This window comes from Serratia liquefaciens (assembly GCF_027594825.1).
GTDB lineage: Bacteria > Pseudomonadota > Gammaproteobacteria > Enterobacterales > Enterobacteriaceae > Serratia > Serratia liquefaciens_A.
Genome location: NZ_CP088930.1, coordinates 2,629,611 through 2,653,624 on the forward strand (window position 1 = coordinate 2,629,611; position 24,014 = coordinate 2,653,624).

18 protein-coding genes are annotated in these 24,014 nt (G+C 57.8%); 5 read left to right on the top strand and 13 right to left on the bottom strand.

Annotation, left to right across the window (positions count from 1 at the left end; all coding sequences use genetic code 11):
- Window positions 1-8: 8 nt before the first annotated feature.
- The 3 genes from glgX to asd form a co-directional block, all read right to left on the bottom strand.
- On the bottom strand, window positions 9-1,994 hold the full coding sequence (glgX, locus tag LQ945_RS12035) for a glycogen debranching protein GlgX (protein WP_270102938.1): 1,986 nt from the start codon (window positions 1,992-1,994) through the stop codon (window positions 9-11).
- Window positions 1,991-4,177 carry a 1,4-alpha-glucan branching protein GlgB gene (gene glgB / locus LQ945_RS12040; RefSeq protein WP_270102939.1) on the bottom strand — a complete coding sequence of 729 codons (2,187 nt, stop codon included), beginning with the start codon at window positions 4,175-4,177 and terminating at the stop codon, window positions 1,991-1,993. The genes glgX and glgB overlap by 4 nt, the downstream gene beginning before the upstream one ends.
- A gap of 496 nt (window positions 4,178-4,673) precedes the next feature.
- A complete protein-coding gene (gene asd, locus LQ945_RS12045; protein ID WP_020837386.1) occupies window positions 4,674-5,777 on the bottom strand; it encodes an aspartate-semialdehyde dehydrogenase in 1,104 nt (367 codons plus the stop codon).
- A 213-nt stretch (window positions 5,778-5,990) separates the two neighbouring features.
- Between asd and LQ945_RS12050 the strand changes: the two genes are divergently transcribed.
- Window positions 5,991-6,584: a YhgN family NAAT transporter gene (locus LQ945_RS12050; protein WP_041415736.1), complete on the top strand. Its 594-nt coding sequence runs from the start codon at window positions 5,991-5,993 to the stop codon at window positions 6,582-6,584.
- A 48-nt stretch (window positions 6,585-6,632) separates the two neighbouring features.
- On the opposite strand, the gene gntK is transcribed toward LQ945_RS12050, so the two are convergent.
- The 4 genes from gntK to LQ945_RS12070 form a co-directional block, all read right to left on the bottom strand.
- Entirely contained in the window at window positions 6,633-7,160 is a 528-nt protein-coding gene (gntK, locus tag LQ945_RS12055) for a gluconokinase (RefSeq protein WP_020837388.1), read from the bottom strand.
- Between the two features lie 183 nt (window positions 7,161-7,343).
- Window positions 7,344-8,660: a gluconate transporter gene (gene gntT, locus LQ945_RS12060; protein ID WP_037425035.1), complete on the bottom strand. Its 1,317-nt coding sequence runs from the start codon at window positions 8,658-8,660 to the stop codon at window positions 7,344-7,346.
- Between the two features lie 365 nt (window positions 8,661-9,025).
- Window positions 9,026-10,021, bottom strand: coding sequence for a gluconate operon transcriptional repressor GntR (gene gntR, locus LQ945_RS12065; RefSeq protein WP_020837390.1), 996 nt, complete (start codon window positions 10,019-10,021; stop codon window positions 9,026-9,028).
- A 131-nt stretch (window positions 10,022-10,152) separates the two neighbouring features.
- Window positions 10,153-10,848, bottom strand: a complete 696-nt coding sequence (locus tag LQ945_RS12070) for a pirin family protein (protein WP_044554806.1) — start codon at window positions 10,846-10,848, stop codon at window positions 10,153-10,155.
- Window positions 10,849-11,234: 386 nt separating this feature from the next.
- Here LQ945_RS12070 and LQ945_RS12075 point away from each other — a divergent pair, with 386 nt between their 5' ends.
- Together LQ945_RS12075 and LQ945_RS12080 are read left to right on the top strand one after the other, a co-directional pair.
- Complete coding sequence (locus LQ945_RS12075; protein ID WP_270102941.1) at window positions 11,235-11,753, top strand: GNAT family N-acetyltransferase; 519 nt, start codon at window positions 11,235-11,237, stop codon at window positions 11,751-11,753.
- A complete protein-coding gene (locus LQ945_RS12080) occupies window positions 11,750-12,928 on the top strand; it encodes a P1 family peptidase (RefSeq protein ID WP_270102942.1) in 1,179 nt (392 codons plus the stop codon). The genes LQ945_RS12075 and LQ945_RS12080 overlap by 4 nt, the downstream gene beginning before the upstream one ends.
- A 60-nt stretch (window positions 12,929-12,988) precedes the next feature.
- Here LQ945_RS12080 and iolE read toward each other — a convergent pair whose 3' ends face one another.
- The 4 genes from iolE to iolD all read right to left on the bottom strand — a co-directional run bounded on the left by iolE (window position 12,989) and on the right by iolD (window position 17,888).
- Complete coding sequence (iolE, locus tag LQ945_RS12085) at window positions 12,989-13,885, bottom strand: myo-inosose-2 dehydratase (RefSeq protein WP_044554811.1); 897 nt, start codon at window positions 13,883-13,885, stop codon at window positions 12,989-12,991.
- A 60-nt stretch (window positions 13,886-13,945) separates the two neighbouring features.
- Window positions 13,946-14,830: a sugar phosphate isomerase/epimerase family protein gene (locus LQ945_RS12090; protein WP_044554812.1), complete on the bottom strand. Its 885-nt coding sequence runs from the start codon at window positions 14,828-14,830 to the stop codon at window positions 13,946-13,948.
- 39 nt (window positions 14,831-14,869) lie between these two features.
- A complete protein-coding gene (locus tag LQ945_RS12095; RefSeq protein ID WP_044554813.1) occupies window positions 14,870-15,883 on the bottom strand; it encodes a Gfo/Idh/MocA family protein in 1,014 nt (337 codons plus the stop codon).
- Between the two features lie 64 nt (window positions 15,884-15,947).
- Window positions 15,948-17,888, bottom strand: a complete 1,941-nt coding sequence (iolD, locus tag LQ945_RS12100; RefSeq protein WP_044554814.1) for a 3D-(3,5/4)-trihydroxycyclohexane-1,2-dione acylhydrolase (decyclizing) — start codon at window positions 17,886-17,888, stop codon at window positions 15,948-15,950.
- A gap of 534 nt (window positions 17,889-18,422) precedes the next feature.
- Between iolD and LQ945_RS12105 the strand changes: the two genes are divergently transcribed.
- A complete protein-coding gene (locus tag LQ945_RS12105; RefSeq protein WP_044554815.1) occupies window positions 18,423-20,351 on the top strand; it encodes a bifunctional 5-dehydro-2-deoxygluconokinase/5-dehydro-2-deoxyphosphogluconate aldolase in 1,929 nt (642 codons plus the stop codon).
- 197 nt (window positions 20,352-20,548) lie between these two features.
- Window positions 20,549-21,385 carry a MurR/RpiR family transcriptional regulator gene (locus LQ945_RS12110; protein WP_020837400.1) on the top strand — a complete coding sequence of 279 codons (837 nt, stop codon included), beginning with the start codon at window positions 20,549-20,551 and terminating at the stop codon, window positions 21,383-21,385.
- Window positions 21,386-21,430: 45 nt separating this feature from the next.
- On the opposite strand, the gene iolB is transcribed toward LQ945_RS12110, so the two are convergent.
- Together iolB and LQ945_RS12120 are read right to left on the bottom strand one after the other, a co-directional pair.
- On the bottom strand, window positions 21,431-22,252 hold the full coding sequence (iolB, locus tag LQ945_RS12115) for a 5-deoxy-glucuronate isomerase (RefSeq protein ID WP_044554816.1): 822 nt from the start codon (window positions 22,250-22,252) through the stop codon (window positions 21,431-21,433).
- A 177-nt stretch (window positions 22,253-22,429) separates the two neighbouring features.
- Complete coding sequence (locus tag LQ945_RS12120; protein ID WP_044554817.1) at window positions 22,430-23,935, bottom strand: CoA-acylating methylmalonate-semialdehyde dehydrogenase; 1,506 nt, start codon at window positions 23,933-23,935, stop codon at window positions 22,430-22,432.
- Window positions 23,936-24,014: the final 79 nt, after the last annotated feature.

Below are 24,014 nucleotides of genomic sequence, written 5' to 3' on the forward strand. Positions count from 1 at the left end.
GACTCCTTTTATTTTTTCTTTACCAGCACGCAAATCGAGTGCGCAGCCTGGTGCCAGGCGGGTAAAATCGCCCGCGAATCTTCCTGAGTAAAGGGGGCGACAAGCTGCCAATCGCCGACGGGCAACGTCATCTCCACCGCCTGCTGCGTGGCATTCACCACCACCAGCCAACGTTGCGACAGACAGATCTGCAACCGCAGTTCACCCTGCTCCCACTCTTGCGCGTCGAGGGGTTGCCCCTGCGCGTTCAGCCACTGCACGCTGCCGTCACCCTCCTGCCACCAGCGGTCTTGCTGCAAGGCAGGGATTTGTTGGCGCAAACGGATCAGTGCGGCGGTGTAATCGGTGAGAGCGTCATCTGCCGTGGCCCAATCGAGCCAGGTGATAGCGTTGTCCTGACAATAGGCATTGTTGTTGCCCTGCTGGCTGTGTCCATGCTCGTCGCCGGCCAGCAGCATCGGCGTCCCCTGGGACAGCAACAACGTAGCGAGCAGCACTCGCCGGCTGGCCCTGCGGCGTTGCAAAATGGCATCGTCGGCAATCGGGCCTTCAACACCGTGGTTATTGCTAAAGTTACGGTCGCTGCCGTCACGGTTACCTTCACCGTTCAGTTGGTTGTGCTTGCGGTTAAAACTGACCAAGTCCTGCAGGGTGAATCCGTCATGAGCGGTCAGCATGTTGATGCTGGCGTACGGCGCACGCCCGCGTTGGTTAAACCAATCGCTGGAAGCGGCGAAACGTTGGGCGAACTGGCCCAGCGATACGCCGTCCTGCAGCCAGAAACGACGGATATCGTCCCGATAATGGTCGTTCCACTCGGCGAATCGCCCAGGGAACTCACCCACCTGATAACCGCCGGGGCCAATATCCCACGGCTCGGCAATCAGCTTGCAGCGCGACAGCAGGTCGTCTGCCAGCATCGCCTGGAAAAGCGGCGCATCGCGGTCGAACGCGGGCGTACGGCCGAGCACGCTGCCCAGATCGAAGCGAAAGCCGTCAACATGGCACTCGCCAACCCAAAAACGCAAACAGTCCATCACCCAGGCGACACCCTGTGGTTGATCCAACCGCAGGGTGTTGCCGCAGCCGGTATCGTTCACATAATCACCGTCGGGGGTAAGCCAGTAATAGCCTGGGTTATCGATACCGCGCAGCGACAGCGTCGGGCCGTCGGTATCCAGCTCGGCGCTGTGGTTGAACACCACGTCGAGGATCACTTCAATGCTGGCTTTATGCAGCGCCTTCACCGCATCGCGAAACTCGCGCAGCGGCGTCGTATCCGTGCGCAGGCTGGAATAACGGTTATCCGGCGCATAGGGCGCCAGCACGTTATAGCCCCAGTAATTAATCAATCCGAGCCGCTGCAGACGCGGTTCAGAACTGTGCTGCTGCACCGGCAACAACTCCAGCGCAGTGATGCCGAGCCGCTTGAAATAGGCGATCATCACCGGATGGCCGAGCGCGGCGAAGCTGCCGCGCAGCACCGGCGGGATCTCCGGGTGCTGCAAGGTCAGGCCGCGGACATGCGCTTCGTAGATCACCGTTTTGCCCCAGGGCGTAGCCGGCGGGCGGTCATCCTGCCAATCATAGGCTTCATCAATCACCACGCACTTGGGCATCAGTTCGGCGCTGTCATGCTGATCCGGCCGGTCATAGCCGCCATGCAGGTAAGGGTCATCCGCCACCGGTCCCTCCACCGCACGCGCAGCGGGATCCAACAGCAGTTTGTTGGGGTTAAAACGCAGCCCCCGAGCAGGATCAAACGGACCATGCACGCGGAAACCGTAACGCTGCCCCGGTTTACCGCCCGGCAAGTAGCCGTGCCAGATATCACCGCTGCGCGCCGTCAACGGCAGCCGAACTTCCTGCTGCTGTTCGTCAAACAGGCACAGCTCCACCCCCGTGGCTCGGGCGGAATACAGGCTAAAGTTGATGCCGTTACCGTCATAGTGCGCCCCGAGAGGCGCGGCGATGCCGGGCGTCAGCTCAGTCATTGCGCCTCCCGCAACAGGTAGATGGTCGCCAATGGCGGTACGGTCACGCTAATCGAATGCTCGCGGCCGTGGTTGCCTATCGGTTCGGACACTACGCGGCCCTGATTGCCGGTATTGCTGCCGTGATAATGATGTGAGTCGGTATTGAGGATTTCCCGGTATTCGCCGGCGCGGGAAATGCCGATGCGATAATGGTGGCGCGGCACCGGGGTGAAATTGCTGACGGCGATCAGCTCATTCCCTTGGGAGTCGTAACGGGCAAAGGCAAAGACCGAGTTGTCGTGGTCGTCCACCACCAACCACTCAAAGCCGTCAGGGCGGTAGTCGCGTTCATACAACGGCGCCTGCTGTTGATAGCAATGGTTGAGATCGCGTACCAGCCGCTGTACGCCGTGGTGCCAGCCGTCCAGCCCTTCCAGCAGGTGCCAGTCGAGGCTGCTGTCGAAGTTCCATTCGCGCCCTTGGGCAAACTCGCAGCCCATAAACAGCAGCTTCTTGCCCGGATGCGCCCACATAAAGCCGTAGTAGGCACGCAGGTTGGCGAACTTCTGCCAGGCATCGCCGGGCATGCGGTCGAGCACCGATTTTTTGCCGTGCACCACTTCGTCATGGGAAATCGGCAGCACAAAGTTCTCGGTGTAGGCGTACAGCATGCCGAAAGTCATCTGATTGTGATGATATTTACGGTGCACCGGATCACATTGCATGTAGTTAAGCGTGTCGTGCATCCACCCCAGGTTCCATTTGTAGTGGAACCCCAGGCCGTTGGATTCCGGCGGCAGCGTCACCCCAGGGTAATCGGTAGACTCTTCCGCCAGCGTCACTGCGCCGGGGCGCTCCTTGCCGACGGTCTGGTTGGTGTAACGCAGGAAGGCGATGGCCTCCAGATTCTCATTGCCGCCGTAGTAATTCGGCACCCATTCGCCGTCGGCGCGGCTGTAGTCACGGTAGATCATCGAGGCTACCGCATCGACGCGCAGCGCATCTATACCGTAACGTTCCAGCCAGTAAAGGGCATTGCCCGCCAGATAATTACGCACCTCATTGCGGCCATAGTTATAGATCAGGGTATTCCAGTCCTGATGGAAACCTTCGCGCGGATCGGCATATTCATACAGCGCGGTGCCGTCGAAGTTCGCCAGGCCATAGGCGTCGCTGGGAAAATGCCCCGGCACCCAGTCGAGGATCACATTGATACCGGCCCGGTGCGCCGCAGCCACGAACGCCTTAAAATCGGCCGGAGTGCCGAAACGTCGGGTCGGGGCATACAGCCCTAGCGGCTGATAACCCCAACTGCCGTCAAACGGGTGCTCGTTAATCGGCAGCAGCTCGATATGGGTGAATCCCATATCCTTGACGTAATCAATCAGCTGCACGGCCAATTCGCCATAGCTGAGCCAGAAATTATCGTCGGTGTGGCGGCGCCAAGAGCCAAGATGCACTTCGTAGATAGAAATCGGGCGGTCAAAATCATTGGCCCGCTGACGTTGCGGGGTGTTTTCTACCACCTCAGGCAACGGAGTGACCAACGACGCGGTGTCCGGCCGCATCTGCGCTTCGAATGCGTAAGGATCGGCTTTGAGTTGGGTATTGCCGTAGCAGTCGATGATTTCATATTTGTACAACTGCCCGGCCTTCACTCCCGGTAGAAACAGCTCCCAAATGCCGTTTTCACGGCGCAGGCGCATCGGATGGCGGCGTCCATCCCAAAAGTTGAACTCCCCCACCACCGAGACTCGCTGGGCGTTGGGTGCCCAGACGGCAAAAGTGACGCCTTCGACGTCATCGAGCGTGGCGAGATGAGCGCCCAACCGCTCATAAGGACGCAAATGGGTACCTTCAGCCAACAGCCAACTGTCGATATCCTGCAGCAGGGTGCCGAAACGGTAGGGATCGTCGACGATCTGTTGGTGATCGTGCCAGCGCACATCAAACTGATAGCGGAACGGGGTTTTACGGCGCGGCACCGTGGCGCTGAAAAAACCGCGTACATCATCGCAGTTCAACTGCACCAGTCGGCGACCGGTTTGCTGCTCCCGCAGCCAGACTTCGCTGGCGTCAGGCAGCAGCGCACGCACCTGCAGGCCGTTATCGACCGCATGCATGCCAAGCAGGGAAAAAGGATCGGCAGAGTTGCCGGAGAAAAGCTGATCAATCACGTCACGATCGGGAAGTACAGGCATAGTCTTCTTCCTAAGATTAAGAGCATGATTTATAAGAGGCCACGCAGCCCATCGCCTTTCAGGTTACAGCGGCGTTGGCTGTACCTTGAGATCCGCAGGGCGTAACGCTTAATCCATAGCCGTTTTGGTTATCATGCAATTCATTCGGTGTCTAAAGCGTGATTGCGGTCGGTTATTGATCAATTCTCACCTTCCCGACCCGAATTCCGCTCTTTATGCTTATTTTTAGCGCTGGTGAAAGTTTATTCGCCAGTGCTTTAAGCATAGCTAATGTCGGTTAAAAACATTGCCGCATTACCAGGAAAAAGCTTCATTAAGAAAACTGCCAGCCTGACAGCGTCTTTGCGCTGCTGCCCGCATGGAGGAATGCCGATGACTTGTGCTCTTTCTCCCCTTTGCAGCGACTTAGTCCATAGCGCGCCGAAACGGAGAAAAAGGAAGAAAATAAGGCTTTTGAGGGCTGAAAGAGCTCAGCCCTCGAGAAGTACAGTTCAGGTTACAGCAGGATACGCAGCATGCGGCGCAGCGGTTCAGCCGCACCCCACAGCAATTGGTCACCCACGGTGAACGCAGACAGGTATTCCGGCCCCATATTCAGCTTGCGCAGGCGACCGACTGGCGTATTCAGCGTCCCGGTGACCGCGGCCGGCGTCAGTTCACGCATGGTCAGTTCACGATCGTTCGGGATCACCCGCACCCAATCATTGTGGGTCGCCAGCATCTGTTCGATTTCCGGCAGTGAAACGTCTTTTTTCAGCTTCAGGGTGAATGCCTGGCTATGGCAACGCAACGCGCCAACGCGCACGCACAGGCCATCAACCGGGATCACGCTGCTGCTGTTTAGGATTTTGTTGGTTTCCGCCTGGCCTTTCCACTCTTCGCGGCTCTGGCCGTTATCGAGCTGCTTGTCGATCCACGGGATCAGGCTGCCGGCCAGCGGCACGCCAAAGTTATCGGTTGGCAATTTGCCGCTGCGGGTGGCCGCAGTGACTTTGCGTTCGATGTCCAAAATCGCCGATGCCGGATCCTGCAGCTCTTTCGCCACGTCGGCGTGCAGCATGCCCATTTGGGTCAGCAGTTCGCGCATATGGCGCGCACCGCCGCCGGAAGCGGCCTGATAGGTCGCGACGGACGCCCACTCGACGAGGTTGTTGGCGAACAGGCCGCCCAGCGACATCAGCATCAGGCTGACGGTGCAGTTACCGCCGACAAAGGTCTTGATGCCTTTGTCCAGGCCCTGCTGGATCACGTCGCGGTTGACCGGATCCAGAATGATAATCGCGTCGTCCTGCATGCGCAGAGAAGAAGCCGCATCAATCCAGTAGCCTTGCCAACCGGTTTCACGCAGCTTCGGGTAAATTTCGTTGGTATAATCGCCGCCCTGGCAGGTAATAATGATGTCGAGCGCGCTCAGCGCATCAACATCGTAAGCATCTTGCAGCGTGCCCTGCTGGCCGCCGAATGCCGGCGCCGCAGAACCGTGCTGCGAAGTGGAGAAAAAGACCGGGCGAATGGCGTCGAAATCGCGCTCTTCCGTCATGCGTTGCATGAGTACGGAGCCGACCATTCCGCGCCAACCGATGAAACCAACGTTTTTCATATGACTGTCCTGCCTTGGAGGATGACTGCTATAAGTTGTGTGCACTATCTCTCCACCTTACAAAATGTCAGCGCAGGCGCAAAGTGAATTTATTCGATAGCTGAACGATTCTCAGCAATCCTTCTTATATACCCCGTCGTCTTTCAAGCCATCGGGGATGGGTTAGTGCGTGGGTCGGGATGGCCGACACGTTTTTCAGAGTCAGAGGTAATGATGACAGAGATGATTTCCGTCACGGTGTTGCTGTTTTTAATCATGGATCCGCTGGGCAATTTGCCGATTTTCATGTCGGTACTCAAACATCTGGAACCGCGCCGACGCCGGGTGGTGGTGATCCGCGAACTGCTGATCGCCCTGTTGTTGATGCTGATTTTCCTGTTCGCCGGCGAGAAAATTCTGGCGTTTCTTAACCTGCGAACCGAAACCGTGTCCATTTCCGGCGGGATTATTCTGTTTCTGATCGCCATCAAGATGATTTTCCCTACGCAGGAGGGCAACAGCAGCGGGCTTTCCGCCGGGGAAGAGCCCTTCCTGGTGCCGCTGGCGATCCCGTTGGTCGCCGGGCCTTCGATTCTGGCGGCGCTGATGCTGCTCTCGCACCAGTATCCGAACCAGATTTCGCACCTGGTGGTGGCATTGCTGATTGCCTGGGGCATTTCCGCCGCTATCTTGCTGATGTCGGATCTGTTCCTGCGCCTGCTGGGCAGTAAAGGGGTAAGCGCATTGGAAAGGTTGATGGGGCTGATTCTGGTGATGCTGTCGACCCAGATGTTCCTGGACGGCGTGCGGGCCTACATGAAGTTGTAGTGAATAAACGGGCGCCTGTGCGGCGCCGGCTTAGGGTGGCAGCCCGGATTACTGGGCTGCAACATGCCGAATATAGGCAAGGGTATCGGCGACTACGCCATCCAGCGGCTGATCGATATCAATCGCCTGCACATCCGGCTCCTGTGCGCCCGGCTCTTCCAGGGTGGCAAATTGGGAAACCAGCATCTGCGGCTTGAAGAAATGGCCTTTGCGCTGCTTCAGCCGCTCTTCAATCACCGCCTTGTCACCCTTCAGATAAATGAAATGCAGGTTGCGGTTGCCTTCACGCAGGCGGTCGCGATAGCTTTTTTTCAACGCCGAGCACACCAACAGGGAAACGTCGTTGGTGCGTTCCATGGCAAAAATAGCGTCATTCAATGCGGCCAACCACGGGGCGCGATCGTTATCGTCCAGCGCATGCCCGGCGGCCATTTTGTTGATGTTGGCGCGCGGGTGCAGGTAGTCTCCGTCCAGCATCGCGGCATGAGCTTCATGGGCAACGGCGCTGGCTACGGCAGATTTTCCGCTGCCTGAAACGCCCATCAAAATAAATACGTGGTGCTGTGGATTACTCATAATGTCATGCCCTTACGGAGTCAGATGTACGTTCTGGCAACGGGTTACGCCGCCTGCGCCATCAAATGCGCCCCAAACTCAAAATAATGTCCGACACCCCACGGGGTGCCGGATAACCTCGTTATTCCCTGCGCATTTCAAGCGGCAGCCAACGCTGCGTCAGCCTGAAAGGCGGCGGGAATATTAGACCACCGTCGCCAGCAGCAAACACCCTACCAGGCCGCAGACGGAAATGATGGTTTCCAGCACCGACCAGGACTTGATGGTTTCCATGATGCTCAGGTTGAAATACTCTTTGAACAACCAGAAACCTGGATCGTTGACGTGAGAGAAAATCACGCTGCCTGAACCGACTGCGATCACCATCAGCTCCGGGCTGACGCCGGTAGTGGCGATCAGCGGGGCCACGATGCCGCCGGCGGTGATCGCCGCCACGGTAGCGGAACCCAGCGCCAGACGCAGCGCAGCCGCAATCGACCAGGCCATCAGAATAGGTGAGACGTTGCTGCCTTCCATCAGAGCGGCAATGTATTTCTCCACGCCGCTGTCGACCAGTACCTGCTTGAACGCACCGCCACCGCCGATGATCAACAGCATCATGGCGATAATTTTGATGGAGTCGGTGATGGTCCCCATCACTTCATCCATAGTACGGCCGCGGTTCAAACCAAAGGTGAAGATAGCGATCAGTACCGCAATCAACGTCGCCATCACCGGATCGCCGAAGAACTCGGCAAAACGCAGCAGGCTATGGCCCTTCGGCAGCACCATTTCTGCTACCGCGCGCAGCGCCATCAGGATCACCGGCACCAATGAGGTGGCAACGCTGATGCCAAAGCTTGGCATTTCCGCTTCGGTGAAGATTTTTGGGTTATACAGACCTTCAGGAACCGGCTTGTCGATGCCTTTCAGGAAGCGGGCATAGACAGGACCGGCCAGGATCACCGTCGGAATGGCCAGCAGCGTGCCATACAGCAGGGTTTTCCCCATATCGGCATGGAAGATGGTGGCGATCGCCGTTGGGCCAGGGTGCGGCGGCAGGAAACCGTGGGTCACCGACAGCGCAGCCGCCATCGGCACGCCGACATACAGCAGCGGCACGCGAGCAGAAGCGGCGATGCTGAAGACCAGCGGCAGCAGCAGCACGAAGCCCACTTCATAGAACAGCGCAAAACCGACGGTAAAACCGGTCAGTACCACCGCCCATTGAATGTATTTTTGACCGAACTTCTCGATTAGCGTAGTGGCGATGCGCTGAGCGCCGCCGCAGTCCGCCAGCAGCTTGCCGAGCATGGCGCCGAAGCCCATGATCAACGCCAGGCTACCCAAGGTGCCGCCCACGCCGGCCTTGATGGAGCCGATCACTTTATCGACTGGCATACCCTGAGCGATACCCACCGCCAGAGCAACCAGAACCAGAGAGATAAAGCCGTTCAGCTTAAAGCGGATCATCAGCAGCAACAGCAGCGCGACGCCGCCTGCAACAATCACTAATGGCATATTTTTTCTCCAACCTTTTTATCGCAGACTCTCTTTACGATAGGCCGTAAAGCGCGCGTTTGTTGTATTTTTAGGCTCTTCCCGGTGTTAGAAGACGAGCTGTAGGTGGTGCTGAGTCAAGGGTTCTATTTCTCCCTGTAGCGACCCTACCGCGCCGCCACAAGGTCATTGACCTCGTTGTTACCGGTATCATGATACCGGTAACAACGGGAGTGCCGGAACCGGGTAACGGGCTAAAATTCACGTTCTGGGATAGAGATCAAACTTATGGGGGTAACGAGAGACGGGCTTACAGGCGGGGATAAAAACGCGCCGGGCGGCGCGCGTTCAAAATTAAAATTGGTGAAACAACGGCTTAAAAGCGATCAGATGCTGCCGCCGGGGATCACGGTGAAACCGACATCCACCATGCGTGGGCTGACCGTCTCGCCCCGCAAACGGGCCAGCAGGCGTTCAGCCCCGATTTGCCCCATGCGTTCACGCGGCGTCAGGACGCTCGCCAGTTTTGGCACCATCACCTGACCAATATCGTGGCCGTGGAAACCGGCAATCGCCATATCTTTGGGGATCGACAGCCCCTGCCGTTGACACTCAAAGGTCGCACCAATCGCCAGGTCATCGTTGGTACAGAAAATACTGTCGATCTGCGGATAATCGCGCTGCGCCTGACGCAGCAGTTCGCCACCGGCGGAATAGGACGACGAACGCGCGGTCATGACGCTGTACGGCTCAAGACCGGATTCGCGCATCGCCTGTTCATAGCCCTGTTGTTTGATAATGGTACGTTCATCCTGACGCGCTCCGAAATACACCACGTGGCGATGACCGTGCGCGATGATTTGCTGAGTCATCTGGCGCGCCGCTTCAAAGTTATTGAAACCCACGGCCAGGTCAATGCAGGGCGAAACGCAGTCCATCAGTTCGACAACCGGGATCCCTGCCACCTCAATCATCTTCATGGTGCGCGGCGTATGGTGGCGTTCAGACAGGATCAGCCCATCAATGTTGTAAGACAGCAGCGAGGTCAGGCGCTGTTCTTCACGCTCCGGCAAATAACCATAGTGCGCCAGCATGGTCTGGTAATTGTGCGCATCGGTGACGCTCTCGATGCCGCGCAGCACTTCGGCGAACACCTGGTTGGTCAACGACGGCAACAATACGCCAATGGCGCGGCTGGTGGAGTTGGAAAGGATATCCGGCGCACGGTTGGGAATGTAGCCCAGCTCATCCAGTGCGACGGCAATTTTTTGCTGCAAGATGGCAGAAACCTGCTCGGGATTACGCAGATAACGGCTCACCGTCATCTTGGTAACGCCAACCTTGTCTGCGACATCTTGAAGTACCGGCCGTTTTTTCTTCATTATCAATGAACTGGCTAACCGTGAATGGGCGCTCATTTTAGCAAAAAAAAACCGCTGCCGATATTGTTGGTTATCGGACGTCACAACGCAAAAAGGGCTCACTGTGTGAGCCCTCGGTATTGACTGTTGAATCAGACCGGCGGCAGATCGAACAGCAGGATTTCACTGTCTTCATCGGCATGAATCGACAGCGCGGTTTCATCCCACACCGCGAAAGCATCGCTGGTACCGGCCTGCTGACCGTTGACCACGACCTTGCCTCGCACCACCTGGATCCACACGCGACGACCGGCTTCAATCGGGCACTCAGCCTGTTCGTCTTGCTTCAATGCCCAGCGGGACAGCGTCATGTCCTGGAACACTTTCAGCGAACCTTCACGCGCATCCGGCGACAGCACCAGTTGACGGCCCTGTGGCGCATCGAACATGCGTTGCTCATAGCGCGGCTCCAGCCCAACCTGATCGGGAATGATCCAAATCTGGTACAAATGCAACGGACGATCGTTATTGCCGTTGTACTCGGAGTGACGCACTCCGGTGCCGGCACTCATGATCTGGAATTCACCGGCCTGGATCTGCTCTTTATTGCCCATGCTGTCCTGGTGCTCTACCGTGCCGCTCAGCACGTAGGTCAGGATTTCCATGTCTTTATGCGGGTGAGTGCCAAAACCCTGCCCTGCGTCAATCACGTCTTCGTTGATCACCCGCAGCGCCGAGAAGCCCATAAAATCGGCATCGTAATAGTTGGCAAAGGAGAAGGTGTGCCAGCTATCCAGCCAACCATGATTGGCATGACCGCGATCTTCTGCCTTACGTAGATAAATCATATTCAACTCTCCTCAATGTTTTTTACAGTCTAGTCCTGGCAGCAGAATATGAAAGCGTAAAAAACTCATCTCTCTGTTCAAAAAATTAGATGGAGTAGCGAAGCCATTGGCAGGGAATTTGTTGAAGGCGGATGAGCTGAAAACAGGCAAAAAAAAAGCCAGCACCCGAGCTGGCTAAGTAATACTTGGAAGCAATGTGAGCAATGTCGTGCCTTCGCAGCGAGGGTATCAAAGGTTGATACTCTCCCCGGAACGCATCGCAATAATAATCATTATCATTCGCACCTGTAAAGCGTTTTTTTAACCAATCCGGAATAATATTGACTCGACACAATAAACCGATAAATTCAGAGGTTATTCAACCGGTAAGCCAAAGGAGCAGCGTAATGAGTGAAATCGTAGTTCGTCACGTGGAAACGGCAGATGCACAGGCCCTGCATCAACTCTATTCTCAGCCGAAGGCTTACCGTGACACGCTACATCTCCCGCTACCCTCCGTCGAGCTATGGCACAAGCGCCTCGCCAACCTCGAACCGGGCACCCATAGCCTGGTGGCCTGCATCGACGGGCAGATTGTCGGCCAGTTGAGCGTGATGCTGAATCAACGCGTGCGCCGCCGCCATGTGGCGAGTTTCGGCATTGGCGTCGATGACCGCCACCACGGTAAAGGCGTCGGCAGCAGCCTGATGAAGGCGATGATCGACCTTTGCGACAAATGGGCAGACATCGAGCGCATCGAACTGACGGTGTTTACCGATAATCAGGCGGCCATCGCGCTATACCGCAAATTCGGTTTTGAAATCGAAGGCACCAGCCGCGCTTATGCCATGCGCGACGGGGTGCTGGTTGATTCTTACCATATGGCGCGTTTTCGCAGTGAACAGCAGAAAAAAACAGCCTCATGAGTGAGATAAAAAAAGGATCAGGGGCGGCAAACCGCCCCTTCACCGTCAGCCGTCGCACCTTCGTGCAAACGCTGGCCTGCGTAACGGGTGCTATCGGCATCCTCTCTCCCACCACCTTCCTGGGGGCCGCAATGCCAACCTCTCCTGCCGTACGAACCGGCGCCCGTAACCTGATTACCGACGTGCCCGGCCTGAAAGTCGGGGTCGCCCACGACAGCCGGGTGCGCACCGGCACAACGGTGATCCTGCCGGATCGCCCGGCGATCGCCGCAGTCGATGTGCGCGGCGGTGGCCCGGCAACCCGCGAAACCGATGCGCTGGGGGAAGATAATCTGGTGCAAACCCTCGATGCCCTGGTGCTGAGCGGCGGGTCGGTGTATGGCCTGGCGGCGGCCGATGGCGTGGCGGCCTGGCTGGGGCAACAGGGCCGGGGTTATGCCCTGCGCCCGGCCCCGGGCGTACCTGTCTCTCCAATAGTGCCTACCGCCTGCCTGTACGATTTAAGCAACGCAGGGGATAAAAACTGGCAGCTCGACCCGCCTTATCGCCAATTGGGGATAGAAGCCGCCAGCAAAGCCGGTCACGATTTCCCGCTCGGCACCGTTGGCGCCGGCTATGGTGCCATGACCGGCATGGGCAAGCTGAAAGGTGGCCTGGGGTCGGCTTCGATCGTGGCGACCAATGGCGCCATCGTCGGCGCATTGGTGGCGGTCAATAGCCTGGGGTCGGTCGTTGCCCCCGGGACCCGCGCCTTTTGGGCTACGCCTTATGAAATCGGCGGCGAGTTTGGCAACGGGGGTACCGCAGCGCTGGCGCAGTTGCACGGCCAGGGCGAAGACTGGATGCCAGAAGAACCGACGGGCGGCAGGAAGAACACCACCCTGGCCTGCATTGCCACCGATCTGGCTTTAACCCGGGTGGAGCTGAAACGCGTGGCAATGATGGCACAGGACGGCATGGCACGCGCCATTCGTCCACTGCACAGCCCGTTCGACGGCGACGTGGTCTTTGCCTTATCCACCGGGCAGCGTGAGGTGCAAGGCAGCCGAGAGCTGGCGGTGCTGCAGACAGGTGCACTGGCGGCGGACACCCTGGCACGGGCCATCGCCCGTGGTGTCTATGCGGCAACCCCATGGCCCGGCGGGCAGGTCACCACCTGGAAAACCCTCGCCTGATACCGCCAATAAAAAGGGGCGCATTGATCACTCAAGCGCCCCTTGCCGATCGCCAGCGAATTAAAGGCCGGCGGTCTCTTTAATATAACGTCGCGCCTTCACCGCATATTCAAACGGGTTGGCCAGCGCCGGATCTTGCTCAGCCTCCACCACCATCCAGCCTTTGTAACCGCGCTCATCCAGCAGTTTAAACACCGGACGGAAATCGATCGCCCCATCACCCGGCACGGTGAAGGTGCCTTTCTTCACGCCGTCGAGGAAGCTGAGCTTGTTGGCTTTCACCTCGGCCACCACGTCGTCACGCACGTCTTTCAGATGCACATGGTTGATACGCGGCAGGTATTTTTCCAGTATCGCCATCATCGCCTGCTGGCCACCTTCAGAATAGTAAGCGTGGCCGGTATCAAACAGCAGATAGACGTCGTCGTTTACCATGCTCATGTAGCGGTCGATTTCGGCGGTGGTCTGGATGCCGGTGCCCATATGGTGATGCAGACAGACCTGCATCCCTTTCCCGGCGGCAATTTTCGCCAGTTCGTTGTAACCGTCAGCCACCCGCTGCCACTCTTCATCGCTGAAATAGGGCTTCTCTTCGAACACCCCTTTAGTGGTGCCCTGAATGCTTTTGCTCTGCTCGGAGCAGCCAATCACCTTGGCGCCCATCGCATGCAGGAAATTCATGTGGTTAATAAATTCATCGATGGTTTTTTCTTTCTGACCATCGGCGAAGAAGGTGCTGAACCAAGCGTTGCAGATTTGAATGCCGCGGATATCCAGCATCGGCTTGAGCACCGCCGGATCGCGCGGATACTTGCTGCCCACTTCGCTGCCTGTAAACCCGGCCAGTGCCATTTCACTGACGCACTGCTGGAAAGTGTTCTCTTTGCCCAGGTCAGGCATGTCGTCGTTGGTCCAGCCAATCGGGGCGATGGCCAGTTTTACGTTGTCTTTGTTCATTTTCAGCCTCAATCATAGGAGCAGCACGCCGGTGATTTCACACCCACGCAGCCGAGAAATTTATTTGCCCAACAGCTCTTTTTCGATGCGCTCTCGGGTCGCTACCGCCTGAGTTTTCATTCGTTCCGGATAGCCAAACAGCGAGGTGCAGATAATGGATTCGCCACCCACCTTAAAATTACGATTGGCAAACTCCATATCGCGCAGCGTCTGGAACAGGGCATCGAAATCCACTTCCCCTTCGCCGATACCCATATGCTGGTGCACGGCGGCGTCTACGCCCGGCGGGTTGACGATATAGCGGCAGTGCTTGGTATGGTTCATGGTGTCGGCTATCAACACGTGCGAGAGATCGTCACCGGCATATTTCAGCATGCCGGCTACGTCGCCCTGGCCTTTGTCGTAGTAGAAGGTGTGCGGCACGCTGTAGAGATACTTCACGTGATCGCTGCGTAACGACTTGACGATATCGGCGGTTTCGTTGCTCAGCTCGCAGAAATCCCACGGGTGCGATTGGATCTCCATGCGGATACCTTCGCGCTCGATAATCGGCAGCAGCTCCTCCATTGAGCGGTACCACAGCTCTTCACAGATCTCCGGCTCATTGGGGTTGCCCGCCAGCTCGGTGTTGATCACCTGGACGCCCATTTCCACTGCGATTTCAATCATCCGGCGCCAGTTTTTGACCGCCGCCTGGCGGCGATCTTCCCCCGGACCGGACCAGCGATACACCACGATAAATGAGGAAATCTCCACGCCGGTGGCCTTCAGCGCATTTTTGTATTCCGCCATCACTTCACGCCCGGCTTTCGGGTGCTTGTAAAACGGATTGATCTGCGGGTGCGGCGACTGCTCAATATACTGATAGCCCCAGTCCGCCACCTGCTCAACCATTTTGGTGATGCCAAGGTCCCTGATGACATCCACATCAAAAGCGATCTTCATGGTTATTCCTCTTTAAACGTAAGTGCGGCGCTCAACCCATCAGTTGCCGTAAAAAGCCGGGCGCGGCGGCAAGGTCACCGGCACAATTTCACCGCTGAGTTGCGCAGCCACGCAGGCGTCGGCAGTGACAGAAGCGGCATAACCATCCCAGGCAGAAGGCCCGGTCAACTTGCCGGCCAATACGTCATTGATAAAGCCTTGCAGCTCGACGTCATAAGCATCGATAAAGCGGTCTTTCCAGTCGGTCAGAATTTCGGTAGACAGTCTGGCACCGCTGCGCATCTGCACCGAAGACGGCTCTGGCAGCTTGGCAATGCCGGTTTCACCCACCACTTCACACTGGATGTCATAGCCGTATTGGCAGTTAACGAAAATTTCGACGTCGATACGCGTGCCTTTGGCGGTTTCGAACAGCACAATTTGCGGATCTTTCAGATGCGGGAACGCCTTGGGGCTTTTACGCGGGAACACGACCTGCACCGAGACATAGTCGTCATCCAGCAGCCAGCGCAGCACGTCAATCTCGTGGATCAGGGTGTCGGTGATCGCCATATCCGTGGTGTAAGCTTCGCCGACGGTCGGGTTACGGTGTGCGCAGTGCAGCATCAGCGGTTCGCCGATTTGCCCGCTGGTCAGCACCTGTTTTAATGCGCGGTAACCCTGATCGTAAGGGCGCATAAAGCCGACCTGCACCAGACGCTTACCGTGCTTCGCTTCGGCCTCGACGATGTTTTTACAGCCCTGAGCGGTGACCGCCAGCGGCTTTTCGCAGAATACCGGCTTACCGGCGGCAATCGCAGCCAACACAAACTCTTCGTGACTCGGCCCCCAGGAAGTGACCAGCACCGCCTGCACGTCCGCCGCCTTGACCAGATCGTGGCCGTTGTCATACACCTTGGCGTCCAGTTGCAGATCGCTCACCACCTTGGCGGCGCTGTCGCGATTGATGTCGTTGACCGCCACGATGCGGCTGCCCTGCAACACTTTGCTGCAGCGGCGAATGTGATCCCGACCGATTGCGCCGGTGCCAATAACCCCAATGTTCAATGTCATTTTCGTTATCCTCTTCAAATAGTTGCGGCAGACGCAAGGTCTGGGTAATCAAGCCTGGTGACGATCAGTAGTCGCGCGCCTTATCGATGTTTTCCTGCAGCTTGCGGGCCACGGCGACAATTTTTTCGCTGTCGGCAACCTGGGCACCGCCCACGCGCCACCAACTGAGATATTTGTGCACCATGGTTTTTGGCAGCACCTTGATGTCCAGCAGGGTCGACACGGTTTGCCGACGGGCATCGGCCAGCGCTTCGATCAGCTGCTGCTCGGTGGTCACGCTGTAGGTCTTGCAACCGTAGGCCGCAGCCAACATGGCAAAGTTGACCGGCACCAAATTGCCGTCAAGTTTGCCGCCCTGCGGATTGCGGAAGCGGAATTCGGTGGTGTAGCTGTCCATGCCGTGTTCCATCTGCAGGTTGTTGATGCAACCGTTGGTCATGTTGTCGAGCAGCACCACGTTGATTTTGCAGCCTTCCTGAATTGAGGTGACCAGTTCGGAATGCAGCATCATAAAGGCGCCGTCGCCGACCATCGCATACACCTCGCGGTTCGGCTCGGCCAGCTTGACCCCCAGCGCGGCATTGACCTCGTAACCCATGCAGGAATAGCCGTATTCCACGTGATAACCCTGTTCGCCGTGGTTGTGCCACACCCGTTGCAAATCGCCCGGCAGGCTGCCGGCGGCGGCGACGATCACGCTGTCCTGCGGCAGATGCTGGTTCAGTACCCCCAGCACCCGGCTTTGGGTTAACAAGGAGTCGGTCTTTTCGATAAATTCGGCAAACACGCGATCGCGATCGAGGTGATCGTCAATTTCAGGAACAAATCCTTCTCCGGTGTATTCCACCGCATAAACCCGGGCGGTTTCCTGCTGCTGTGCGCTGCGCGCGTCGACAATGGCATTGCCCCAGCCGGCGCGGTAATCCGCCTGTGCCAGCCGTTCGCTCAGTGCGGACAGCGCTTCGCGGGCATCGGCCAACACCTGCACGCCGTCGAGCTTGCCGGCGTCAAAAGCGCTGACGTTGATATTGAGGAAATCGACGTCCGGATCCTGGAACAGCCATTTTGACGAGGTGGTAAAGTCGGTATAACGGGTGCCTACGCCAATCACCAGATCGGCCTGACGTGCCAGCGTATTCGCCGCCAGACAGCCGGTTTCACCGATGCCCCCCAGGTTGAATTCATGGCTGCTCGGCACCGTGCCTTTGCCCGCCTGAGTTTCGGCAAACGGGATGTGGAAACGCTCGGCGAAGTCACGCAGCGCCTGGCCGGCCTGCGAGTATTTCACCCCGCCACCGCACACCAGCAGCGGGCGACGTTTAGCGGTCAGCAGCGCCAACGCATCCTCCAGCATGCCTGCGGTCGCCGGGCGGCGATCGAGCCGATGCACACGCTTTTGGAAGAAATAGTCCGGGTAGTCATAGGCTTCGCCCTGCACGTCCTGCGGCAGGCACAGCGTCACCGCGCCGGTTTCCGCCGGATCGGTCAGCACGCGCATCGCGTTGATGCAGGCGCTCATCAGTTGCTCCGGTCGCACTATGCGGTCCCAGTACTTGCTCACCGCACGGAAGGCGTCATTGGTGCTGATGCTGAGATCGTAAGACTGTTCAATCTGCTGCAGCACCGGGTCCGGCTGGCGTGAGGCGTAAACATCGCCCGGCAGCAACAATAAAGGAATGCGGTTGGCGGTGGCGGTCGCGGCGGCGGTGATCATATTGGCGGCGCCGGGCCCGACGGAAGAGGTGCAGGCATAGATCTGCTGGCGCAGCTTCTGTTTGGCGAAGCCGGTCGCTGCGTGGGCCATACCCTGCTCGTTACGCCCCTGATGCACCACCAGCTCGCCGCTGTCCTGTTCCAGCGCCTGCCCCAGACCGAGGACGTTGCCGTGGCCGAAAATCGCAAAGATGCCTTTGACGAATTTGGTTTCCACGCCGTCGACCAACAGATACTGGTTGTCGAGGAACCTGACGAGTGCCTGTGCCATGGTTAACCGGATCTTGCCCATTTACTCACCCTTTTAGATTAGTCTCGCCCGCGCCGGCACCAGCTGCATGCCGAACCTGAGAAGCTGTGTGATACTCGCCGTCAGCAAGCGCTTTGCCCTGCTTAAGCCGACAACGTGAAACGTGTTGGGATTATAAACAAATATATTTTTCATAAAATCACATTACAGAAGAAACATTTCATTTTGCGATAAAGATCGCATTATGATGAAAACCCCGTTTCATCCATGCCTTTAGAATTCACTGACTTAGCCACCCTTTCTCCCGTTGCGGCGACCGCCCCACACCGCCTGAACTCGCCGCAACCCTTGGCACCATCAGCCTGTGACATCAGGGCGACGCTTACCGACCTTCGGCATTTTCATCTCAGTGCGGGCGGGGTTTTCGATGCCCTTAACCGCCGTAACAACGGGGTTTTAAATGCATCACATTTTTGGGGTGTAAATTTCATTCAATCTTGAAATTGAAATTTTTATTCCTCATACTCCAAAAATGCTTCGCAGTCGGGGTTTCGCTTAATACAGAAGGAAACGGGTATGGCTACACAAGAAAAACAGCTTGATGTCATTTGTCTCGGGCGTATCGCCGTCGATTTCTATGCACAGCAAATCGGCGCGCGCCTGGAAGATGCCAGCACATTCTCAAAATATCTCGGCGGCTCTTCCGGCAATGTGGCTTACGGCACGGCCATTCAGGGTCTGAAGTCCGGCATGCTGGCCCGCGTCGGCGACGAACATATGGGCCGTTTCCTGCGCGAAGAACTGCAACGCGTCGGTGCCGACACCCAAAGCCTGATTACCGACCCCCAGCGCCTGACCGGCCTGGTGATCCTCGGCATAAAAGATCAGGAAACCTTCCCGCTGATTTTCTACCGCGAAAACTGCGCCGATATGGCGTTGACGCCGGACGATATCGACGAGGCCTACATTGCATCGTCACGGGCATTGGCCATTACCGGTACCCACCTGTCGCATCCGAATACCCGTGCGGCGGTTTTGAAGGCGCTGGAATACGCACGCCGCCACGGTCTGCGCACCGCGCTGGACATCGACTACCGACCGGTGTTGTGGGGCCTGACGTCGCTGGGCGACGGGGAAACCCGTTTCGTCGAGTCAGAAAAAGTGACCCGCGAACTGCAAGAGGTGCTGCATCACTTTGATCTGATCGTCGGCACCGAAGAAGAGTTTCATATTGCCGGCGGCAGCACCGATACCCTGACCGCGTTGAAAAACGTGCGCAAGGCGACCCAGGCTACGCTGGTTTGCAAACGCGGCGCCCAGGGCTGCTCGGTATTTGAAACGGAGATCCCGGCAAGCTGGCAGCAGGTCAAACTGCACTCCGGCGTAAGGGTCGAGGTACTGAACGTACTGGGTGCCGGCGATGCCTTTATGTCCGGCCTGCTGCGCGGTTACCTGAACGATGAAGGTTGGGATCAAGCCTGTCGCTATGCCAATGCCTGTGGCGCACTGGTGGTTTCGCGTCACGGTTGTGCGCCGGCGATGCCGACCAAACAGGAACTGGATGACTACCTGCAGCGCGAGCAGGAAGTAAAACGCCCGGATCGCGATGCGCGGCTTAACCATCTGCACCGGGTCACTACCCGCAAACAGCAGTGGCCGGAGCTGTGCGTGTTCGCTTTCGACCACCGCAAACAGTTGGCGGACATGGCACGAGAAGCCAATGTCAGCGAGGAACGCATTCCCAAACTGAAAACCCTGCTGCTGACCGCGGCGCAACAAGCCGCCGAGGTTGCCGGGTTGCAAGGCAACAGCGGCATTCTGGCCGATACCACCTATGGGCAGGCGGCGCTGAACAGCATCACCGGGCAGGGCTGGTGGATTGGCCGGCCGATCGAGCTGCCCAGCTCACGCCCGCTACGACTGGAGCACGGCAATATTGGCTCGCAGCTGATCGACTGGCCGCAGGAGCACGTGGTGAAGTGCCTGGTGTTTTACCACCCGCATGACGCCGCCGAACTGCGCCGTGAGCAGGATGAACTGATTGGCGACGTGTATCGCGGCTGCTGCAAGTCCGGCCACGAACTGTTGCTGGAGGTGATCCTGCCGGAAAGCAATGCCGACAAGGCCGAAAGCTACTATCTGGAGATGTTGCAGCACTTTTACAAGCTGGGCATCAAACCGGACTGGTGGAAGCTGCCGCCGCTGAGCGCAGAAAATTGGCAGCGAGTGGGGGCTTTGATAGAGGCGAACGATCCATTCTGCCGCGGCGTATTGATACTGGGGCTGGACTCACCGGAAGAAACGCTGAAGGCCGGTTTTGCCGCGGCGGCGGACGCCCGCTGGGTGAAAGGTTTCGCCGTCGGCCGCACCATCTTCGGCCAGCCTTCACGCCGCTGGTTGCAGGGCGAGCTGGATGACGCCGGGTTAATCGAACAGGTGAAACAAAAATACCTGACGCTGATTGGCTTCTGGCGCCAATACCGCCCAACCTCTCACTCGTCTTAATCGAAAAAACCTCCCCTTAAACGGATTTTCGCCGCTTTAAGGGGATTTTTTTGCCTGTTTTCTGTGAAGTAACGCAACTTGCAATCGAATAAATCGCTTTTTGGTGAAATGAAACTTCCGCTCCATCTGTTAGAATGAGCTGTCAATAATTCAGGCGTCAGGCCAATACGCCTTAGCCCACACTGCGAGCCGAATGGATGAACAACCCAACTCAACTTTCGCTGTTACAGGACGAGATCCGCCACCGCTATGAAACGCTGAGCAAGCGTTTGAAGCAGGTGGCGCGTTACATTTTGGATAACAGTAACAGCATCGCTTTCGATACCGTCGCCTCCATCGCCGCACAGGCCAGCGTCCCACCGTCTACCCTGATCCGCTTCGCCAACGCGTTTGGCTTCAGCGGTTTCAACGAAATGAAACAGGTTTTTCGTCAGCACCTGATGGAAGAAACGGTCAACTATACCGAACGCGCTCGCCTGTTTCGCCAGACCTCTACCGACGATAACGTTGCGCCGGAAAAGCCGGCGGAAATTCTTAACGTTTTCACCATGGTCAATGCTCAGGCCCTGCAACAGCTGGCGATGCAAACCAGTCCCGAGCAGTTGGATCGCGCGGTTGAGCTGCTGAACAACGCCGAGAATATCTACGTGATCGGCCTGCGTCGTTCATTCAGCGTCGCCTCTTACCTCACCTATGCCCTGCGTCACCTGGAGCGCCGAGCCTTTCTGATCGACGGTTTGGGCGGCATGTTTACCGAGCAGCTAAGCATGGTGAAGCCCAATGACGTCGTGATCGCCATCAGCTATTCGCCGTATGCGCAGGAAGCGTTGGAACTGGTGGAGTTAGGCGCTAAACGTGGCGCACAACAGATCGCCATTACCGACAGCCAGGTCAGCCCGCTGGCCGCCTTCAGCGACGTGTGTTTTGTGGTACGCGAAGCGCAGGTGGACGGTTTCCGCTCCCAGGTCGCCTCTATGTGTCTGGCGCAAACCCTGGCGGTCTCGCTGGCGCTGAATAACGCCAAAGAAGAGTAATACGGGCAGGATCAACAAGGCCCGGCTAGCCGGGCCTGATGCGAATTATTTCGCCGCCGGGTAACCGTCGCTATTAATCCAGGCGTGGTCTTTTTCCCAGGTGAATTTCCACAGGCGCACCGGCCCGGCCATCACGTTGAGATAGTAGTTGTCGTAACCGGCCAGCGTTGCCACCGGGTGGTAACCACGTGGCACCTTGACCACGTCACGGTTATACACCGCCATGCACTCGTCCAGCGACCTGTCATCGGTATAGACCCGTTGCATGCAAAATCCCTGTTCCGGCTGGATCCGGTGATAGTAAGTCTCTTCCAGATAGGTTTCATCCGGCGAGTCTTCTTGATCGTGCTTGTGGCTAGGGTACGAGCTGGTATTGCCCTCATCCGTGTACACTTCCACCACCAACAGGCTGTCGGCCGGCGCGCTGTCCGGCAAGATATTGTGCACCAGACGCTGGTTGCGCCCTTTGCCGCGCCGCTCTACGCCCACGTCCGCCGGGGTGATCAGCCGCGATGGCAGGTGCCCGTGGCTGGGCGCGCTGCAAACCGCCAACTCCAACGCACTTTCCGCGCGCACTTCAATTCGATCGTGATGCGGCACATATACCGCGTAAGGCGGGGTGCGCTCAAACGGGCTCATCCGTTTACCGATGCTCGGGTATTCCGCTCGCAGGGTAGCGACAGAAGCGATACCGGCGACCAGCACCAGGCACAGCTCTTTGTCGCCACTTTCCAACTGCAGCGACTGACCGGCTTCGAGACGATAGACGTCAAACCCGACAAAGCGCCAGTCGGCATTCTCCGGGGTGACGTGCTGGATGCGCCCCTCGGCATTTGGCTGCTGACATTTGGCGAGCAATGAGGACATGGTGATTCTCCCAATTAAGTATGAATGGACCCCAAATAATTGGCGTTGCATCATCGTAGGGGCGCTGCATGCTGCGCCCGCGATAATCGGGGCGAATTTATTCGCCCCCTACAGGATGACTGGGCCGAATGCACGCAGCCAACACAGATGCAGCTTTCAGTATGAAAGGTATATACCCTAACCCAGCGTCGGCATACTGTATTCAGACACCGTTTGCTGCCCGGTTGGCCAGCGGGCGGTGGCGGTTTTCATCCGCGTGTAGAAACGCACGCCGTCGGTGCCGTGAACGTTTAATGCACCGAACACCGAGCGCTTCCAGCCACCGAAGCTGTGGAACGCCATCGGGACAGGCACCGGGACGTTGACCCCCACCATGCCGGCCTGCACTTCCTGCACGAACTGGCGCGCATAGTGGCCGTTGCTGGTAAAGATAGCGCTGCCGTTACCAAATTCATGGCCATTCACCGTATCGATGGCGGTCTGGTAGTCCGGCACGCGGACAATGCCCAGCACCGGCCCAAAGATCTCTTCGCGATAGATACGCATGTCCGGCGTAACGTGGTCAAACAGGGTACCGCCAACGTAATAGCCGTCCGGGTAACCCGCCACCTGATAGTTACGGCCATCGGCCACCAGGGTGGCGCCTTCCTCCACGCCCAGATCGATATAACCCAATACTTTCTTCTGGTGCGCCGAGGATACCAGCGGCCCCATTTCGTTTTCTTCGCCACCCTGTTTAAGCCCTGGGCCAACGCGCAGCTGAGCGATCAGCGGCTTCAGTCTGGCAATCAGTTTATCGGCCGTGTCGTCGCCGACCACCACCGCCACCGGCAACGCCATGCAGCGCTCGCCGGCCGAGCCGAATGCGCCGCCCATCAGGGCATTGACCGTCGCGTCCAGATCGGCGTCCGGCATGATGATGGCCTGGTTTTTCGCCGCGCCGAAGGCCTGCACCCGCTTACCGTGGGCGCTGGCGGTAGTATAGATATGTTCCGCCACCGCAGAGGAGCCTACAAAGCTCACCGCCTGAATGTGGGGATCGGTGCACAGCTGCGCGGCTTCTTCGTTTGCGCAATGCACCACGTTGAATACGCCGTCCGGCAGCCCGGCTTCTTTCAGCAGTTCGGCCATGCGAACCGAGGCCGAAGGCACCAGCGCCGGGGGTTTGAGCACAAAGGTATTGCCGCAGGCCAGCGCGATAGGGAACATCCACATCGGCACCATCGCCGGGAAGTTGAAGGGAGTAATACCGGCCACCACGCCTAACGGCTGCATCAGCGAGAAGCTGTCAACGCCGCTGCCGACGTCCGCCGAATACTCGCCCTTGATCAAATGCGGAATGCCGCAGGCAAATTCCACCACTTCGATACCGCGGGTCAGTTCGCCCAGCGCATCGGAATAAACCTTGCCGTGCTCGCTGACAATCAGCGCAGCCAGCTCGTCGCGATGCTGTTCCAGCAGCGCCTTAAAATTGAACATGATGCGCGCACGGCGCAGCGGTGTGGTGCGCGACCAGTCGGCAAATGCCTGGTGGGCCACGTCAATGGCCTGCTTCACCTCGGCGGCAGTGCTCTGCGTCACGCGGCGTTCAACCTGCCCGGAAGCCGGATTATGCACGTCGACGGTTTGATTGCTGCTGCTCAGGCACACCTGCCCGCCAATAAAGTTACCCACGGTTTTCATGTCTCACCCTCTTTTAAGTCCGCTGTCGCCTGACCGCCTGCGGCCGTAGCGTTTTCATCACACCGCTTGCCGGAGACTG

Bases quoted from the DNA above. Each gene is read 5' to 3' on its own strand.
- LQ945_RS12120 (WP_044554817.1), bottom strand. From the start codon at position 23,935: ATGAAAACCGTGGGTAACTTTATTGGCGGGCAGGTGTGCCTGAGCAGC.
- iolE (WP_044554811.1), bottom strand. From the start codon at position 13,885: ATGAACAAAGACAACGTAAAACTGGCCATCGCCCCGATTGGCTGGACC.
- gntR (WP_020837390.1), bottom strand. From the start codon at position 10,021: ATGAAGAAAAAACGGCCGGTACTTCAAGATGTCGCAGACAAGGTTGGC.
- LQ945_RS12095 (WP_044554813.1), bottom strand. From the start codon at position 15,883: ATGACATTGAACATTGGGGTTATTGGCACCGGCGCAATCGGTCGGGAT.
- glgX (WP_270102938.1), bottom strand. From the start codon at position 1,994: ATGACTGAGCTGACGCCCGGCATCGCCGCGCCTCTCGGGGCGCACTAT.
- LQ945_RS12110 (WP_020837400.1), top strand. From the start codon at position 20,549: ATGAACAACCCAACTCAACTTTCGCTGTTACAGGACGAGATCCGCCAC.
- gntT (WP_037425035.1), bottom strand. From the start codon at position 8,660: ATGCCATTAGTGATTGTTGCAGGCGGCGTCGCGCTGCTGTTGCTGCTG.
- iolD (WP_044554814.1), bottom strand. From the start codon at position 17,888: ATGGGCAAGATCCGGTTAACCATGGCACAGGCACTCGTCAGGTTCCTC.
- LQ945_RS12105 (WP_044554815.1), top strand. From the start codon at position 18,423: ATGGCTACACAAGAAAAACAGCTTGATGTCATTTGTCTCGGGCGTATC.
- gntK (WP_020837388.1), bottom strand. From the start codon at position 7,160: ATGAGTAATCCACAGCACCACGTATTTATTTTGATGGGCGTTTCAGGC.
- asd (WP_020837386.1), bottom strand. From the start codon at position 5,777: ATGAAAAACGTTGGTTTCATCGGTTGGCGCGGAATGGTCGGCTCCGTA.
- LQ945_RS12075 (WP_270102941.1), top strand. From the start codon at position 11,235: ATGAGTGAAATCGTAGTTCGTCACGTGGAAACGGCAGATGCACAGGCC.
- LQ945_RS12070 (WP_044554806.1), bottom strand. From the start codon at position 10,848: ATGATTTATCTACGTAAGGCAGAAGATCGCGGTCATGCCAATCATGGT.
- LQ945_RS12090 (WP_044554812.1), bottom strand. From the start codon at position 14,830: ATGAAGATCGCTTTTGATGTGGATGTCATCAGGGACCTTGGCATCACC.
- glgB (WP_270102939.1), bottom strand. From the start codon at position 4,177: ATGCCTGTACTTCCCGATCGTGACGTGATTGATCAGCTTTTCTCCGGC.
- LQ945_RS12050 (WP_041415736.1), top strand. From the start codon at position 5,991: ATGACAGAGATGATTTCCGTCACGGTGTTGCTGTTTTTAATCATGGAT.
- LQ945_RS12080 (WP_270102942.1), top strand. From the start codon at position 11,750: ATGAGTGAGATAAAAAAAGGATCAGGGGCGGCAAACCGCCCCTTCACC.
- iolB (WP_044554816.1), bottom strand. From the start codon at position 22,252: ATGTCCTCATTGCTCGCCAAATGTCAGCAGCCAAATGCCGAGGGGCGC.